At 72.2% G+C, this 14303-nt stretch carries 15 protein-coding genes; 11 read left to right on the plus strand and 4 right to left on the minus strand.

Features of this window, described 5'->3' with window-relative positions; translation table 11 throughout:
* Positions 1 to 705: hypothetical protein (locus ACIQGV_RS27445; RefSeq protein WP_402498721.1), on the minus strand; the 705-nt coding region annotated here is incomplete at its 3' end.
* Between the two features lie 168 nt (positions 706 to 873).
* On the opposite strand from ACIQGV_RS27445, the gene argH reads away from it, so the two are divergent.
* The 4 genes from argH (at position 874) to ACIQGV_RS27465 (ending at position 5631) form a co-directional block, all read left to right on the plus strand.
* The gene (gene argH, locus ACIQGV_RS27450; RefSeq protein ID WP_402498723.1) at positions 874 to 2307 is read left to right on the plus strand and encodes an argininosuccinate lyase; all 1434 of its coding nucleotides are present in this window, start codon (positions 874 to 876) and stop codon (positions 2305 to 2307) included.
* Between the two features lie 156 nt (positions 2308 to 2463).
* Entirely contained in the window at positions 2464 to 3435 is a 972-nt protein-coding gene (locus ACIQGV_RS27455) for an aldo/keto reductase (RefSeq protein ID WP_402498725.1), read from the plus strand.
* Between the two features lie 124 nt (positions 3436 to 3559).
* Positions 3560 to 4111: a TetR/AcrR family transcriptional regulator gene (locus tag ACIQGV_RS27460; RefSeq protein ID WP_402498726.1), complete on the plus strand. Its 552-nt coding sequence runs from the start codon at positions 3560 to 3562 to the stop codon at positions 4109 to 4111.
* Complete coding sequence (locus ACIQGV_RS27465; protein WP_402498728.1) at positions 4108 to 5631, plus strand: MFS transporter; 1524 nt, start codon at positions 4108 to 4110, stop codon at positions 5629 to 5631. The genes ACIQGV_RS27460 and ACIQGV_RS27465 overlap by 4 nt, the downstream gene beginning before the upstream one ends.
* Positions 5632 to 5750: 119 nt before the next feature.
* Here ACIQGV_RS27465 and ACIQGV_RS27470 read toward each other — a convergent pair whose 3' ends face one another.
* Positions 5751 to 6422, minus strand: a complete 672-nt coding sequence (locus ACIQGV_RS27470) for a lysophospholipid acyltransferase family protein (protein ID WP_402498730.1) — start codon at positions 6420 to 6422, stop codon at positions 5751 to 5753.
* A 363-nt stretch (positions 6423 to 6785) separates the two neighbouring features.
* Between ACIQGV_RS27470 and ACIQGV_RS27475 the strand changes: the two genes are divergently transcribed.
* The 3 genes from ACIQGV_RS27475 to ACIQGV_RS27485 all read left to right on the plus strand — a co-directional run bounded on the left by ACIQGV_RS27475 (position 6786) and on the right by ACIQGV_RS27485 (position 9076).
* On the plus strand, positions 6786 to 7952 hold the full coding sequence (locus ACIQGV_RS27475; RefSeq protein WP_402498732.1) for a glycerophosphodiester phosphodiesterase: 1167 nt from the start codon (positions 6786 to 6788) through the stop codon (positions 7950 to 7952).
* Positions 7953 to 8027: 75 nt separating this feature from the next.
* Complete coding sequence (locus ACIQGV_RS27480) at positions 8028 to 8534, plus strand: sigma-70 family RNA polymerase sigma factor (RefSeq protein ID WP_402498735.1); 507 nt, start codon at positions 8028 to 8030, stop codon at positions 8532 to 8534.
* 44 nt (positions 8535 to 8578) lie between these two features.
* Positions 8579 to 9076: a GNAT family N-acetyltransferase gene (locus ACIQGV_RS27485; protein WP_402498738.1), complete on the plus strand. Its 498-nt coding sequence runs from the start codon at positions 8579 to 8581 to the stop codon at positions 9074 to 9076.
* Between the two features lie 476 nt (positions 9077 to 9552).
* Here ACIQGV_RS27485 and ACIQGV_RS27490 read toward each other — a convergent pair whose 3' ends face one another.
* Positions 9553 to 9972 carry a hypothetical protein gene (locus ACIQGV_RS27490; RefSeq protein WP_402499086.1) on the minus strand — a complete coding sequence of 140 codons (420 nt, stop codon included), beginning with the start codon at positions 9970 to 9972 and terminating at the stop codon, positions 9553 to 9555.
* 1 nt (position 9973) lies between these two features.
* Entirely contained in the window at positions 9974 to 10333 is a 360-nt protein-coding gene (locus ACIQGV_RS27495) for a hypothetical protein (protein ID WP_402498741.1), read from the minus strand.
* Between the two features lie 89 nt (positions 10334 to 10422).
* Between ACIQGV_RS27495 and ACIQGV_RS27500 the strand changes: the two genes are divergently transcribed.
* The 4 genes from ACIQGV_RS27500 (at position 10423) to ACIQGV_RS27515 (ending at position 14229) form a co-directional block, all read left to right on the plus strand.
* Complete coding sequence (locus tag ACIQGV_RS27500; RefSeq protein WP_402498743.1) at positions 10423 to 11070, plus strand: HAD-IA family hydrolase; 648 nt, start codon at positions 10423 to 10425, stop codon at positions 11068 to 11070.
* A 420-nt stretch (positions 11071 to 11490) separates the two neighbouring features.
* Entirely contained in the window at positions 11491 to 12534 is a 1044-nt protein-coding gene (locus ACIQGV_RS27505) for a methionine ABC transporter ATP-binding protein (protein WP_402498745.1), read from the plus strand.
* Positions 12531 to 13268 (plus strand): methionine ABC transporter permease, encoded by a 738-nt coding sequence (locus tag ACIQGV_RS27510; protein ID WP_402498748.1) that lies wholly within the window; start codon positions 12531 to 12533, stop codon positions 13266 to 13268. The genes ACIQGV_RS27505 and ACIQGV_RS27510 overlap by 4 nt, the downstream gene beginning before the upstream one ends.
* A gap of 130 nt (positions 13269 to 13398) precedes the next feature.
* The gene (locus ACIQGV_RS27515; protein WP_402498750.1) at positions 13399 to 14229 is read left to right on the plus strand and encodes a MetQ/NlpA family ABC transporter substrate-binding protein; all 831 of its coding nucleotides are present in this window, start codon (positions 13399 to 13401) and stop codon (positions 14227 to 14229) included.
* Positions 14230 to 14303: the final 74 nt, after the last annotated feature.

Below are 14303 nucleotides of genomic sequence, written 5' to 3' on the forward strand. Positions count from 1 at the left end.
GGCGCGCTTGGACTTGAGGGGTCCGAGGATGGCGTTGTCCACGAAGTCGGGTCCGCCTTGTCCGACGGTGTCGACGAGGCGCTTGCCGGCTTCGGCGATCTGGGTGTCGAGGAGGGTGAGGTTGCGTTCGACCTCGGCGCGGGCGGAGGCGGGTACGGCGGGGAGCTTCGCTCTCACGTCGGGGCAGGAGATCCTCCCCGGCGCGGCGGCGGCCTGTCCCTGGGGGGCGGCCGGGGCGCCCGGCGCCTGCGGCGCGGCGGGTGCGGCTCCGCCGGAGCCCAGCACGCACCCGGCCAATGCCTCCAGTCCCTGGGGCCGGGCGGTGGTGCGGTCGATGGAGATGGCGATGCGGTCGATGGCGGCGGCGCGCTTGGACTTGAGGGGTCCGAGGATGGCGTTGTCCACGAAGTCGGGTCCGCCTTGTCCGACGGTGTCGACGAGGCGCTTGCCGGCTTCGGTGATCTGGGTGTCGAGGAGGGTGAGGTTGCGTTCGACCTCGGCGCGGGCGGAGGCGGGTACGGCGGGGAGCTTCGCTCTCACGTCGGGGCAGGAGATCCTCCCCGGCGCGGCGGTCGTACGGCCCTCGGCCCGCGGCTCGCCCGCGAGGGCGGACCCGGCGATCACCGCGCCGGAGAGCAGCACGGCGGCGACCCCGCCGGCGACAACCACACGGCGCTTGTCGTACTTCGGAAGAGCCCTGGACATGCGTATGCCTCACTTGAGTAGAAAGAGGTCCGACGGCCGCGGCGCCTGCGTCCGGCAGGAAGTACGGGAAAGCGGTTTCCCCCGTTCAGCCTCCTATGAAATTGACGAATCATGCAAGGCTCTGCATAATCATGCACATCAGAATCGCATCTCCTGAGGAGCAGCGCAGTGAGCAGCAACAGCGGTGACGTCCGGCTCTGGGGCGGCCGTTTCGCCGACGGTCCCGCCGAGGCCCTCGCGAAACTGTCCGCCTCCGTCCACTTCGACTGGCGGCTCGCGCCCTACGACATCGCCGGTTCGCGCGCCCACGCGCGCGTGCTCCACAAGGCGGGCCTGCTCACCGAGGACGAGCTGACCCGGATGATCGCGGGCCTCGACCGGCTGGAGGCGGACGTCGCCGACGGCTCCTTCACCGGCACCGTCGCCGACGAGGACGTCCACACCGCGCTGGAGCGCGGCCTGCTGGAGCGCCTCGGCCCGGACCTCGGCGGCAAGCTGCGGGCCGGCCGCTCCCGCAACGACCAGGTCGCGACCCTCTTCCGGATGTACCTGCGCGACCACGCGCGCGTCGTCGCCGGTCTGATCGCCGACCTCCAGGACGCCCTGATCGGCCTCGCCGAGGCCCACCCGGACACGGCCATGCCCGGCCGCACCCACCTCCAGCACGCCCAGCCGGTGCTGTTCGCCCACCATGTCCTCGCCCATGTCCAGGCGCTCTCCCGGGACGCCGAGCGGCTGCGCCAGTGGGACGAGCGCACGGCCGTCTCCCCGTACGGCTCCGGCGCGCTCGCCGGCAGCAGCCTCGGTCTGGACCCCGAGGCCGTCGCGGCGGACCTCGGCTTCGAGCGCGGCAGCGCGGGCAACTCCATCGACGGCACGGCCTCCCGCGACTTCGTCGCCGAGTTCGCCTTCGTCGCCGCGATGATCGGGGTCAACCTCTCCCGGATCGCCGAGGAGGTCATCATCTGGAACACGAAGGAGTTCTCCTTCGTGACCCTGCACGACGCCTTCTCCACGGGCTCGTCGATCATGCCGCAGAAGAAGAACCCGGACATCGCCGAGCTGGCCCGGGGCAAGTCCGGCCGCCTGATCGGCAACCTCACCGGTCTGATGGCGACCCTCAAGGCCCTCCCGCTCGCGTACAACCGCGACCTCCAGGAGGACAAGGAGCCGGTCTTCGACTCCATCGACCAGCTGGAGGTCCTGCTGCCGGCCTTCACCGGCATGATGGCCACCCTCACCGTCCACCGCGAGCGCATGGAGGAGCTGGCCCCGGCCGGGTTCTCCCTCGCCACCGACATCGCCGAGTGGCTGGTCAGGCAGGGCGTCCCGTTCCGGGTGGCGCACGAGGTCGCCGGTGAGTGCGTGAAGGTCGCCGAGTCCGAGGGCAAGGAGCTGGACGAGCTCACGGACGAGCAGTTCGCCAAGATCTCCGAGCACCTCACCCCCGAGGTGCGCACGGTCCTCGACGTCCCCGGCGCCCTCGCCTCCCGCAACGGCCGGGGCGGCACGGCCCCGAGCGCGGTCGCGATCCAGCTGGGCGAGCTGAGGGCGGACGTCGCGGCCCAGCACGCGTGGGCCTCCGCCGAGAAGCGGGGCTGAGCGGCCACGCTCCTCGCGGGGCGCGGGGCGCGGGGCGCGGGGCGCGGGGCACCCGCCCCCGCCGGACGGACAACCGAACACGTCGAGTCCCGGGGCGAAGGCCGTCACGGGTTACGTTGGTCGAAGCCGTACCGGACCGACCGAACGGAGCCCGCGATGCCCTTCGCCCGACTGGCCGCAGCGACAACCCCCACCTGCCACATCGGACTGGGTCTCGCCGCGGTCGGCCGCCCCGGCTACATCAACCTCGGCCGCGACGACGACCTCCCCGAGGACCGCACGGTCGAGGCCCTCGAACGCCGCACGCACCAACTCCTCGACGCCGCCTACGCCCAGGGCGTCCGCTACTTCGACGCGGCCCGCTCCTACGGCCGTTCCGAGGAGTTCCTCGCGGGCTGGCTGCGGGCCAACCCCGGTGCGGACGACGTGGTCGTCGGCAGCAAGTGGGGCTACACCTACACCGCCGGCTGGACCACCGACGCGGAGCGGCACGAGGTCAAGGACCACAGCGTCCGCACGTACGACCGCCAGCGCGCCGAGACGGCCGAGCTGCTCGGCGACCGCCTCGACCTCTACCAGATCCACTCGGTGACCCCGGACAGTCCCGCCCTCACCGACAAGGAACTCCACGCGAAGCTCGCGGAGGCCGCCGCGCAGGGCGTCTCCGTCGGCTTCTCCACCAGCGGTCCCGCGCAGGCCGACGCCATCCGCGCCGCGCTCGCCGTGACGGTGGACGGCGAGCCCCTCTTCCGTACGGTGCAGTCCACCTACAACGTCCTGGAGCCCTCCGCCGGCCCCGCCCTGGCCGAGGCCCACGACGCGGGGCTGACCGTGATCGTCAAGGAGGGCATGGCGAACGGACGCCTCGCGGACCCCCATGCGCCGGACGCGCTGCGGACGGTCGCCGGGGAGGCGTCCCTGGGGTGCGACGCCGTGGCGCTCGCGGTGATCCTCCGCATGCCCTGGGCCGGGGTGATCCTCTCCGGCGCGGCGACCACCGCCCAGCTCGCCTCCAATCTGCACGCCCCCGTCGTGGACCTGGACGAGGAACAGCTGTCGCGGCTCGCCGCACTGGCCGAGGACCCCCGCGCCTACTGGCAGCGGCGCGGCGAGCTGCCCTGGCACTGACCCGCACCCCGCCGGGCGGCGGGCTCCCGTGATCTCCTCCGGCGACCGGGCGACCGGGCGACGGTCATGAGTCACACATGCCTATGGTGAGACATGAATGTCTCACATGGGCTATCTTTGTCTCATGGCCGTCGACCGTGACCACGTACTGCGCAGCGCCGCAGCCCTGCTCACCCGCAGATCCACCGCGACCATGGACGAGGTCGCCAAGGCCGCCGGGATCAGCCGGGCGACCCTGCACCGTCACTTCGCGGGGCGCGACGCGCTCGTCCGGGCGCTGGAGTCGCTCGGCATCGCGGAGTGCGAGGCGGCGCTGGACGCCGCCCGGCTGGACGAGGGCGACGCGGCCGGCGCCGTACGGCGGTTCGTGCGCGAGATAGAGCCCGCGACCGGACTGCTGTCCTTCCTGTACAGCGAGAACCAGCTGTTCGAGGGCGAGGGGCAGAACGAGGGCTGGGCCCGTCTCGACGCCCGGGTCGCGGCCCTGTTCCGGCGCGGCCAGGACAGCGGCGAGTTCCGCATCGACCTCAGCCCGACCTGGCTGACGGAGGCGCTCTACGGCCTGGTCGCGGCCGGGGCGTGGGCGGTCCAGGACGGCAAGGTCGCCCGCAACGACTTCCAGTTCATGATCGTCGAGCTGATGCTCGGCGGCGCACTCCGGAGAGAGGAACCATGACCAGCACCCTGCAGCCGGCGTCCACGACCGAGGCGGTGAGGCGCCCGGGCCGCTGGCTCGCGCTGTCCGTCCTCGTGCTCGCCGTGCTGCTGGTGGCCGTCGACGCGACGGTCCTCGGTCTCGCCACTCCCTACATCAGCGAGGACCTGAACCCCACCGGCACCCAGCTGCTGTGGATCGGTGACGTCTACTCCTTCGTCATCGCCGGTCTGCTCGTCTCCATGGGCAGCCTCGGCGACCGCATCGGCCGCAAGCGCATCCTGCTCGTCGGCGCCACCGCCTTCGGCGCGATATCCGTGCTCAACGCCTACGCGACCAGCCCCGAGATGATGATCGCGGCCCGCGCGCTCCTCGGCGTCGCCGGCGCCACCCTGATGCCGGCCACCCTCGCCCTGATCCGCAATCTCTTCCACGACCCGCGTGAGCGCAGCCTCGCCGTCGGCATCTGGGGCGCCACCGCCTCCGCGGGCACCGCCGTCGGTCCGATCGTGGGCGGCTTCCTCCTGGAGCACTTCTGGTGGGGCTCGGTCTTCCTGATCAACCTGCCGGTGATGGCCGTCCTGGTCCTGGTCGGCATCAGGCTGCTGCCCGAGTCACGCACCCCGAAGCCCGGCCCGTGGGACGTGCCCAGCGTGCTGATGTCCCTGGTCGGCATGATCGGCGTGGTCTACGCGGTCAAGGAGGCCGCCTCGCACGGCGCGTCCTGGGAGGCGTTCGCCGCGGGCGCGCTGGGAGCGGCCGCGCTGTACGGCTTCGTCCGCCGCCAGCTCACCCTGCCGGCCCCGCTGCTGGACATGCGCCTGTTCGCCCACCGCGGCTTCAGCGGTGCGGTGCTGGCCGACCTGCTGACCATCCTCGGCCTGTCCGGCCTGGTGTTCTTCCTGTCGCAGTATCTGCAACTCGTCCAGGACCGGCCGCCGCTGGAGGCGGGCCTGGCCGAGCTGCCCGCCGCGGTCGGCGCGGTGGCGGCCGGTCTCGTCGCGGGCCGCGCGGCCCGGCGTCTGTCGGTGCGGGCGGTCGTCTCCGGCGGTCTCGCCGCGATCGGTCTCGCCCTGGGCTCGCTGACCCTGCTCGACCGCACCACCGGCTACCCGTTCCTCGGTACCGCCCTGCTGGTCGTCGGCGTCGGCGCGGGCTTCTCCTTCACGGTGACCGCCGACGTGATCCTCGGCTCCGTCCCCAAGGACCAGGCGGGCGCCGCCTCCGCGGTGTCGGAGACGGCGTACGAACTCGGCGCGGCCCTCGGCATCGCCGTCCTGGGCTCGATCGTCACGGGCGTCTACCGGGGCTTCGCGGCCCCCGCCGGCACCCCGGAGCAGGCCCATGAGTCCCTCGGCGGCGCGGTGGACACGGCGAGGGGCCTCCCGCCCCGCACCGCGGAAGCCCTGCTCGACTCCGCCCGCGACTCCTTCGTCGACGGCCTCGCCCTGGCGGCGGGAGTGGGCGCCGCCGTGCTCCTGGCGACGGCGGCGGGAGCCTGGTTCCTCCTGAAGGGCCAGAAGCTGGAGAGCGGGGCCTAGGGAACCCGCCCGAGGGGCGCGGGGAACCGCGCGGGAAACCACCACGAACGCGACGGCCGCCGTACGGGAGAACCCCTACGGCGGCGAGTCGGGAGCCCTGCGGCGGCGAGTCGGGAGCCCTACGCCGCCTTCGCCTTCGTGGCGTACATGTCGACGTACTCCTGCCCCGACAGCCGCATGACCTCGGTCATCACCGAGTCCGTCACGGCTCGCAGCACATACCGGTCCCGGTCCATCCCCTCGTACCGGGAGAACTCCAGGGGCTCACCGAACCGCACCGTGACCCGGCTGGGCCGGGGCATGCCCGCCCCGCCCGGCTGGATCTTGTCGGTGCCGATCATCGCGAAGGGCACCACCGGCGCCCCGGTCATCAGGGTGAGCCGGGCGATGCCGGTGCGCCCCCGGTACAGCCGTCCGTCGGGCGACCGCGTGCCCTCGGGGTAGATGCCGAAGACCCGGCCCTCCTCCAGGATCCGCCGGCCGGTCATCAGCGCCGCGACGCCGCCCTTGCCGCCGTCCCGGTCGACCGGGATCATGCCGACGCCGGTGAAGAACCACGCCATCGCCCGGCCCTTGAGGCCCTTGCCGGTGACGTACTCGTCCTTGCCGATGAAGCACACCTGGCGGTCGCAGACCAGCGGAAGGATCATCGAGTCGATGAAGGTCACGTGGTTGCCGGCGAGGATGACCGGACCGTCGCCCGGAATGTTCTCCACACCCTCCACCCGGGGGCGGAACATCAGGCGCATGATCGGACCGAGCACTGCCTTGATGAGCGCGAAGCGGGACAACGGGTCCTCCGGTGTCGAGGGCGATTCTGTCTGAGTCTGTGCAGGTGAGGACGATACTCGCGGCCCAGGGGGTTGCGCACATCGGGTTCACCGAGGTCTTACACAGAGTTGACCGGGGTTTACCTGCGGTGTCCTCGCCCAGGGCGCCCGTGGCCTCGCCGTGACGGTGTGACGGACATCGCGGGCACCCGCCCTCCGAGTGTCCCAGGAGTGCGCGGATCAGTCCGACGATCCGTCATCTACGTCCTCGTGTACGACATTCAGCGTCATCCATACGTTTGAGCCGCGGTCTCCCGGCGGTCATGCGGGCGCCCCTACGATCGGCGCGCACACACCGAGCACCGACGGCGAGGAGGCCGCCCCATGGGAACGCAGGAGTCGAACGAGCCGCAGGGCACCGGACGGCGGGCGCTCCTCGGCGCGGCCGTGCTGGGCGCGGGGGCCCTGGGTCTGTCCGGCACGGCGCGGGCGGCCGACGGGCCCGGCGCGGCCGGCCGCGCGGGCGGCCTGCGGAGCCTGCCGAAGCCGACGATCATCGGCCACCGGGGCGCCAGCGGCCACCGCCCCGAGCACACCCTGGCCTCCTACCAGCTGGCCCTCGACCTGGGCGCCGACATCGTCGAGGCCGGTGACCTGGTGCCCACCAGGGACGGCCATCTCGTCTGCCGGCACGAGCCCGAGATAGGCGGCACCACGGACGTCGCGAGCCGGCCCGGGTTCGCCGGCCGCAGGACCACCAAGGTGCTGGACGGCGTCTCCGTCACCGGCTGGTTCACCGAGGACTTCACCCTCGCCGAGCTGAAGACCCTGCGCGCGACCGAGCGCATCCCGGCCAACCGCCCGCACAACACCCTCTACGACGGCCGCTGGGAGATCCCCACCTTCGAGGAGGTGCTGCGCTGGCAGGACGAGCAGACCCGGGCGCGCGGGCGGCAGGTGTGGATCTACCCCGAGATGAAGCACCCCACCTACTTCCGCAAGCTGGGCCTCGGCCTGGAGGAGCGCGTCGCCGAGCTGCTCCACCGGCACGGCAAGGACCGCCGTACCTCGCCGGTGATCGTGCAGTCCTTCGAGCCGACCAGCGTCCAGCGGCTGAACCGGCTCGTGGACAACCCCCTCGTCGTCCTGCTGTCCGGGCCCGCCACCCGTCCCTGGGACTTCGTGGAGACCGGTGACCCGCGCACGGTCGCCGACCTGGTCCGGCCGGCCGGACTGAGGGAGATCGCCTCCTACGCCCAGGGCATCGGTCCCACCCTGGACCTGATCGTCCCGAAGGACGCGAGCGGCAGACTGACCCGGCCGACCACGCTGGTGGCCGACGCCCACAAGGTCGGCCTGATCCTGCACCCCTGGACCCTGCGCAACGAGAACCCCTTCCTCCCGGCGGAGTTCCGCAAGGGCACCGACGCCGACGCCTACGGCGATGTCTTCGGCGCCTACCGGGTGTACTTCGCCACCGGCATCGACGGCGTCTTCACCGACCAGCCCGACACCGGCGTGCTCGCCCGCGAGGACTTCGTCAACGGCTGAGCGGCCCGCCACCGGTCCCGGTGAACCCGCGGCCGTCCGGGCAACCCCGCCCCGGGCGGCCGCGTCGTGCCGCATATGACGCACGACCTGCTCACCGCCCTGCGCCCCCTGCTCGCCGCCGAGGCCCGTGCCGAGGCCCATGCCGCCGGCGCCGAGCCGGGCGACCTCGAACAGTCGGTGTGGCTGCGGCTGCTGGAGCGCCTCGACGCGGACGGCCCGCCGCACGACCCCGAGCGCTGGCTGCGCTCCGCCGTGCGGGCCGAGGCCCGCCGCAGCCGCCGTACGACCGTCTTCGAGCAGCCGTACGAGAGGGAGCCGGCCGACGAGGCGGCCCACGACCCCGAGCAGCACGCCCTCTCCGCCGCGCGCCAAAGGGTTCTGCGCGATGCCGTGAGCCGGCTGCCCGGCCGCTGCCCCCGGCTGCTGGCCGCCCTGCTCTCCCCGAGGGACCTCACCTACCGCGAGATCGCGGGGGAGTTGGGTATCTCACAGGGCAGCCTGGGGCCGGAACGTTCCAGATGTCTGGGATGTCTGCGTCGTTTGCTCACACCGGAGGTTGCGGCTCGGAGAGCGCGGGGATAGGAGTGAGGGACGACAGGCAACAGGTGAGCGGGAGGCGTGCACACATGGGCATGAGCGTGATCATCTCCGGGGCGACCGACCAGGACGTCGAGCAGATCTTCAGGCTGCAGTACCTGTGCTTCCAGAGCGAGGCCGCGCTGTACGGCAACTACCGCATCGACCCGCTCGTGCAGAGCCTGGAGTCCGTGCGCCGGGAGGTCGCCTCCGACTGCGTCTTCGTCGCGCGGCTCGGTGACGAGGTGGTCGGCTCGGTCCGCGGCACCCTCACCGAGGACGGCGCCGCCGCCATCGGCAAGCTCTGCGTGCACCCCCGCCTCCAGGGCCACGGCATCGGCGCCCGCCTCCTGAGCGCCGCCGAGTCCGCTCTCGCCGGACAGCGCGGCGCCACCCGCTTCCGCCTCAGCGCGGGCCACCGCAGCGAGGGCGGCCTGCGCCTCTACCGCCGCGTGGGCTACGTCGCCGTGGGCACGGCCCAGGGGCAGGACGGCGTACCGATGATCGTCCTGGAGAAGGAAGCGACGTCCTACGCGGCAACCGCCTAGAAACGCGGGAAACCGCGCGATCACCCCCCGGTCACGGCCGGCCGCGGACGCTCCTCGGTCACCCCGCCGGGTCCGCGCCCGCCGGGTCGGCGCATGGCGGGTCCGCGCCCGCCGGGTCCGCGCCCGCCGGGTCCGCGCCCGCCGGGTCGGCGCATGGCGGGCCGGGGCCTGATGCCCTGGGGGCGCGGGAAACCGCGCGATCACCCTTCGGCCGCGGTCGGCCGCGGCCGCTCCTCGGTCACCCCGCCGGGTCCGCGCCCGCCGGGTCGGCGCATGGCGGGCCGGGGCCTGATGCCCTGGGGGCGCGGGAAACCGCGCGATCACCCCCCGGTCACGGCCGGCCGCGGCCGCTCCTCAGTCACCCCGCCGGGTCCGCGCCCGCCGCGTTCAGCACATGGCGGGCCCGGGTCTGATGCCCTGGGGGGCGCGGGGAACTGCGCGATCACCCCCCGGTCACGGCCGGCCGCGGCCGCTCCTCAGTCACCCCGCCGGGTCCGCGCCCGCCGCAGCCAGTACATCGCGGACACCGGCAGCAGCACGGGGATGAACAGGTATCCCATCCCGTAGTCCGACCACACGGTCGCGTCGGGGAACGCACCGGGGTCGGCCAGCGTCCAGGTGCCCACGACCAGCACACCCACGAGTTCGGCGGCGCAGCACACCTGTGCCGCCCGGCGCGCCGTCTCCCCGCCGCGCACCAGCGAGTACGTGATGAAGCCGTAGACCACACCGGCCGCCGCGGAGAGGGAGTACGCGAGCGGAGCCCGGCCGAAGTCGGTCGAGATCTGCACGGCCGAGCGCGACACCGCGCCGACCACCATCACGCCGTACAGCCACACCAGCAGCATCCCGGGCCCGCTGATCAGCCGTGCCGGCTTCTCCTCGACCGCCGTCATCTCAGCCACCCCAGATGTCGTAGAGCCGTACTTCCAGCACCGCGAGGACGACGCCGCCCGCGGCGACCGTGACCGAGCCCCAGCGGGTGCGCTCGGCCAGCGACATGAAGCCCGTCACCGGCACGCACGCGAACGCGCCCAGCAGGTACGCCACGAAGATCGTCGTGCCCTGTTCCGGCTTCTCGCCCCGTGCCAGCTGCACGATCCCGACCACCAGCTGCACCAGCGCCAGCACCGACACCACGGCCATGCCGATGAAGTGCCAGTCCTTGGTCGGCTGATCACGGTAGGCGGCCCAGCCGCACCAGGCGGCGAGCAGCAGCGCGGCGACAGCGGTCACCAGCGTCAGGGCATCAAGCATGCCGTGACCCTATTACGGGGCAAACGGGCGCCGGCGCCCGGGGCGGGGCACCGGTAAGGGTCTAGACCACATCGGCGTAGGGTCGGGGCATGACGATCCACGCACACGCCCTGCTCTTCGACAACGACGGCACCCTGGTGTCCTCCCTCGCCTCGGTGGACCGCTGCTGGGCCCGGTGGGCGGGGGAGTACGGGATCGCCGCCGAGGACCTCGCCCGGGTCCCGCTGCACGGCCGGACCGCCGTCGCCGTCGCCGGCGACCTGCTGCCCGCCGACGTCGTGCCGCAGGCCGTCGCCCGGATCGAACAGCTGGAGGTGGACGACGTGCCCGGCGGCGTGGAACTGCTGCCCGGCACCCGGGTGTTCCTGGACGCCCTGCCCGCCGACCGGTGGGCGGTCGTCACCTCCGCGACCCGCCGACTGGCCGAGGCCCGCCTGGACGCCGTCGGCATCCTGCCCAAGACGCTGATCACCGCCGACGAGGTCACCCGCGGCAAGCCCGACCCGGAGCCCTATCTGCTCGCCGCCCGGCAGCTGGGCGTGGACCCCGCCGCATGCGTCGTCTTCGAGGACGCCCCCGCCGGGCTCGCCGCGGGCCGCGCTGCCGGGATGCGGACCGTGGCGTTGGCCACAACCCACCGCGCCGAACAGCTCGACGCCGATCTGGTCGTCAGGGACCTGTCGGCCCTGTCGGTACTGGTCACCGGCGCCGGTGTGGAGATTGCCGTACGCGATTGAGAACGACTCCGGCGGCGTCCACGACTGTCCACTATCCGGACAGTCGTGGCCGGTCAGGAGTGTCCGTCTGGTTTACTGATCGCATGACCACGACGAGCAGCCGCATCCTTGCGACCGAGGCGACCATGACGCCCGGTGCTCGTTGTCTGTGTCTCCCCACGGCCATGTGTCGCCACATGTGCCGAATGTGCGCCTTCTAGAGGGCCCCCGCACCATCTGAGCCTCGCGCCCCGAAGCGAGTGCCCGCTCGTGTTCCACAGCGCCCGCGCGCCAGGACCGAGCACGCCCCCGCGCACAGTTTCTCCCCGGTTCCACCGCGTCAGCGAGAACCGTGCCGCGATCCGGCCGTTCCCGAACCATGCATGCCACGTGCCCGGCGCCCACCAGCGCGCCGCGCACTCGACAGTGACGGAAACCCCAGTGATCACCACAACGGGCCTGACCAAGGTCTACCGCTCCCGCGGCCGCGAGGTCACCGCCCTCGACGGCGTCGATCTTCACGTCCGCGAAGGGGAGGTGTACGGCGTCATCGGCCAGTCCGGTGCCGGCAAGTCCTCCCTCATCCGCTGCGTCAACCTCCTGGAGCGCCCCACCTCCGGCACGGTCACCGTCGCCGGCCAGGACCTCACCGCCCTCGCCGGCCGCGGGCCCCGCGCCGGCAGGGAGCTGCGGCAGGCACGCAGCCGCATCGGCATGGTCTTCCAGCACTTCAACCTGCTGTCCTCGCGCACCGTGCAGGACAACGTCGAGCTGCCGCTGGAGATCCTCGGCAGGTCCGGCAAGGAGCGCTCCCGCAAGGCGCTCGAACTGCTCGACCTCGTCGGGCTCGCCGACAAGGCCGGCGCCTACCCCGCACAGCTCTCGGGCGGCCAGAAGCAGCGCGTCGGCATCGCCCGCGCCCTGGCCGGCGACCCCAAGGTGCTGCTGTCCGACGAGGCCACCAGCGCCCTCGACCCGGAGACCACCCGCTCGATCCTCCAGCTGCTGCGCGATCTGAACCGGCAGCTGGGCCTGACCGTGCTGCTCATCACGCACGAGATGGACGTCGTGAAGCAGATCTGCGACTCGGCCGCCCTGATGGACAGGGGCCGCATCGTCGAGTCCGGCACCGTCAGCGAGCTGCTCGCCACACCCGGCTCCGAACTCGCCTCCGCCCTCTTCCCGGTGGGTGGCGAGGCGTCCGGCACCGACCGCACCGTCGTCGACGTCACCTTCCACGGCGAGGCCGCGACCCAGCCGGTCATCTCCCAGCTGGCCCGCACCTACAACATCGACATCTCCATCCTCGGCGCGGCCGTCGACACCGTCGGCGGCCTCCAGATCGGCCGGATGCGCATCGAGCTGCCCGGCCGCTACGAGGACAACGTGGTGCCCCTCGGGTTCCTGCGCGAACAGGGCCTGCAGATCGACGTGCTGGGCGCCTCGGACGACGCGCCCCTGCTGGTGAAGGACGGTGCCCGGTGACCTGGTCGGAGATGCAGCCCCTGCTGGAGCAGGCGTGTACCGAGACGCTCGTCATGGTCGGCTGGTCCACCCTGATCGCGGTCGCCCTCGGCCTGCCGATCGGTGTCCTGCTGGTCCTCACCGACCGGGGCGGACTGGTCCAGAACACCGTGGTGAACAAGGTCCTCGGGCAGATCGTGAACATCGGCCGCTCGATGCCGTTCATCATCCTCATGGTCGCCCTGATGGACTTCACCCGCTGGGTCACCGGCACGACCATCGGCAGCTACGCCGCGATCGTGCCGCTCGCCATCGGCGGCATCCCCTTCTTCGCCCGGCTCGTCGAGACGGCGGTCCGCGAGGTGGACGGCGGACTGGTCGAGGCCGTGCAGTCGATGGGCGGCAACACCTGGACGATCGTCCGCAAGGTTCTCGTCCCCGAGGCCCTGCCCTCCCTGATCGCGAGCACCACCACCACGGTCATCGCCCTCATCGGCTACTCCGCCATGGCCGGCACCGTCGGCGGCGGCGGCCTCGGCGACCTCGCCGTCCGCTACGGCTTCCAGCGCTTCGAGACCGGCCTGATGTGGATCACCGTGGCGGTCCTCGCCGTCGTCATCTCCGTCATCCAGTTCGCCGGCGACCACGCCGCCCGCTCGCTGCACCGCCGCGGCGGCCGCTCCGGCCCCGGGCCCAGGCTCCGTCTGCTCAAGGCGAAGGGGCCCGCCGCGGCGGACGTCCGCAAGGCCGCCTGACACCGGGACACCCCTGACACCGGGACGCAGCCGGCTCCGGGACACACCCGGCGCCGGGGCGCCCCGCACCCCACCGACTCCCCGTCCACCCACGACGGGGTCGCACCACCCATAAGGAAAGGCACTTTTCGTGCGTAACACCGCCAAGATCACGACCGCCGTCCTCGCCGCCGGAGCCCTCACCTTCGGGCTCACCGCCTGCGGCTCCGGCACCTCCGACTCCGGCGCAGGCACCGACGGCCCCCTGGTCGTCGCAGCCAGCCCGACCCCGCACGCCGCGATCCTGAATTTCGTCAAGGACAACCTGGCGAAGAAGGCGGGTCTCGACCTGGAGGTCAAGGAGTTCACCGACTACGTCCTGCCGAACACGGCGACCGAGGACGGCTCCGTGGGCGCGAACTACTTCCAGAACCAGCCGTACCTCGACGACTTCAACAAGAAGAACGGCACCCACATCGTGCCCGTCGTCACGGTCCACCTGGAGCCGCTCGGCCTCTACTCCCAGAAGGCCAAGAGCGCCGACGCCCTCAAGAGCGGTGCCACCATCGCCGTCCCCAACGACACCGTGAACGAGGCGCGCGCCCTGAAGCTGCTCGCCGACAACGGCCTGATCACCCTCAAGGACGGCGTGGGCAACGAGGCGACCCCCGCGGACATCACGAAGAACCCCAGGAACTTCAAGTTCAAGGAGCTGGAGGCGGCCCAGACCCCGCGCTCCCTCCAGGACGTCGACGCCGCGGTCGTCAACGGCAACTACGCCATCGAGGCCGACCTCAACCCCGCCGAGGAAGCCCTCGTCCTGGAGTCCGCGAAGGACAACCCCTACGGCAACTTCCTCGCCGTCAAGGAGGGCAACGAGGACGACCCGCGCGTGAAGAAGCTCGCCGAGCTGCTCACCTCGCCCGAGGTCAAGAAGTTCATCGAGGACGAGTACGACGGCTCCGTCATCGCCTCCTTCTGATCCGCCGGGCAGCAAGCGCTCACCGCACCCGGGGTCCCCTCGTTCGAACTGGGGGGACCCCGGGTGCCGTTCGG

Source organism: Streptomyces sp. NPDC093094, assembly GCF_044754345.1.
In the GTDB taxonomy this organism is placed as follows: domain Bacteria; phylum Actinomycetota; class Actinomycetes; order Streptomycetales; family Streptomycetaceae; genus Streptomyces.

Coding starts and splice junctions, on each gene's coding strand:
- ACIQGV_RS27480 (WP_402498735.1), top strand. CDS start 8,028: ATGACGCACGACCTGCTCACCGCCCTGCGCCCCCTGCTCGCCGCCGAG.
- ACIQGV_RS27460 (WP_402498726.1), top strand. CDS start 3,560: ATGGCCGTCGACCGTGACCACGTACTGCGCAGCGCCGCAGCCCTGCTC.
- ACIQGV_RS27485 (WP_402498738.1), top strand. CDS start 8,579: ATGGGCATGAGCGTGATCATCTCCGGGGCGACCGACCAGGACGTCGAG.
- ACIQGV_RS27500 (WP_402498743.1), top strand. CDS start 10,423: ATGACGATCCACGCACACGCCCTGCTCTTCGACAACGACGGCACCCTG.
- ACIQGV_RS27455 (WP_402498725.1), top strand. CDS start 2,464: ATGCCCTTCGCCCGACTGGCCGCAGCGACAACCCCCACCTGCCACATC.
- ACIQGV_RS27495 (WP_402498741.1), bottom strand. CDS start 10,333: ATGCTTGATGCCCTGACGCTGGTGACCGCTGTCGCCGCGCTGCTGCTC.
- ACIQGV_RS27490 (WP_402499086.1), bottom strand. CDS start 9,972: ATGACGGCGGTCGAGGAGAAGCCGGCACGGCTGATCAGCGGGCCCGGG.
- ACIQGV_RS27465 (WP_402498728.1), top strand. CDS start 4,108: ATGACCAGCACCCTGCAGCCGGCGTCCACGACCGAGGCGGTGAGGCGC.
- ACIQGV_RS27475 (WP_402498732.1), top strand. CDS start 6,786: ATGGGAACGCAGGAGTCGAACGAGCCGCAGGGCACCGGACGGCGGGCG.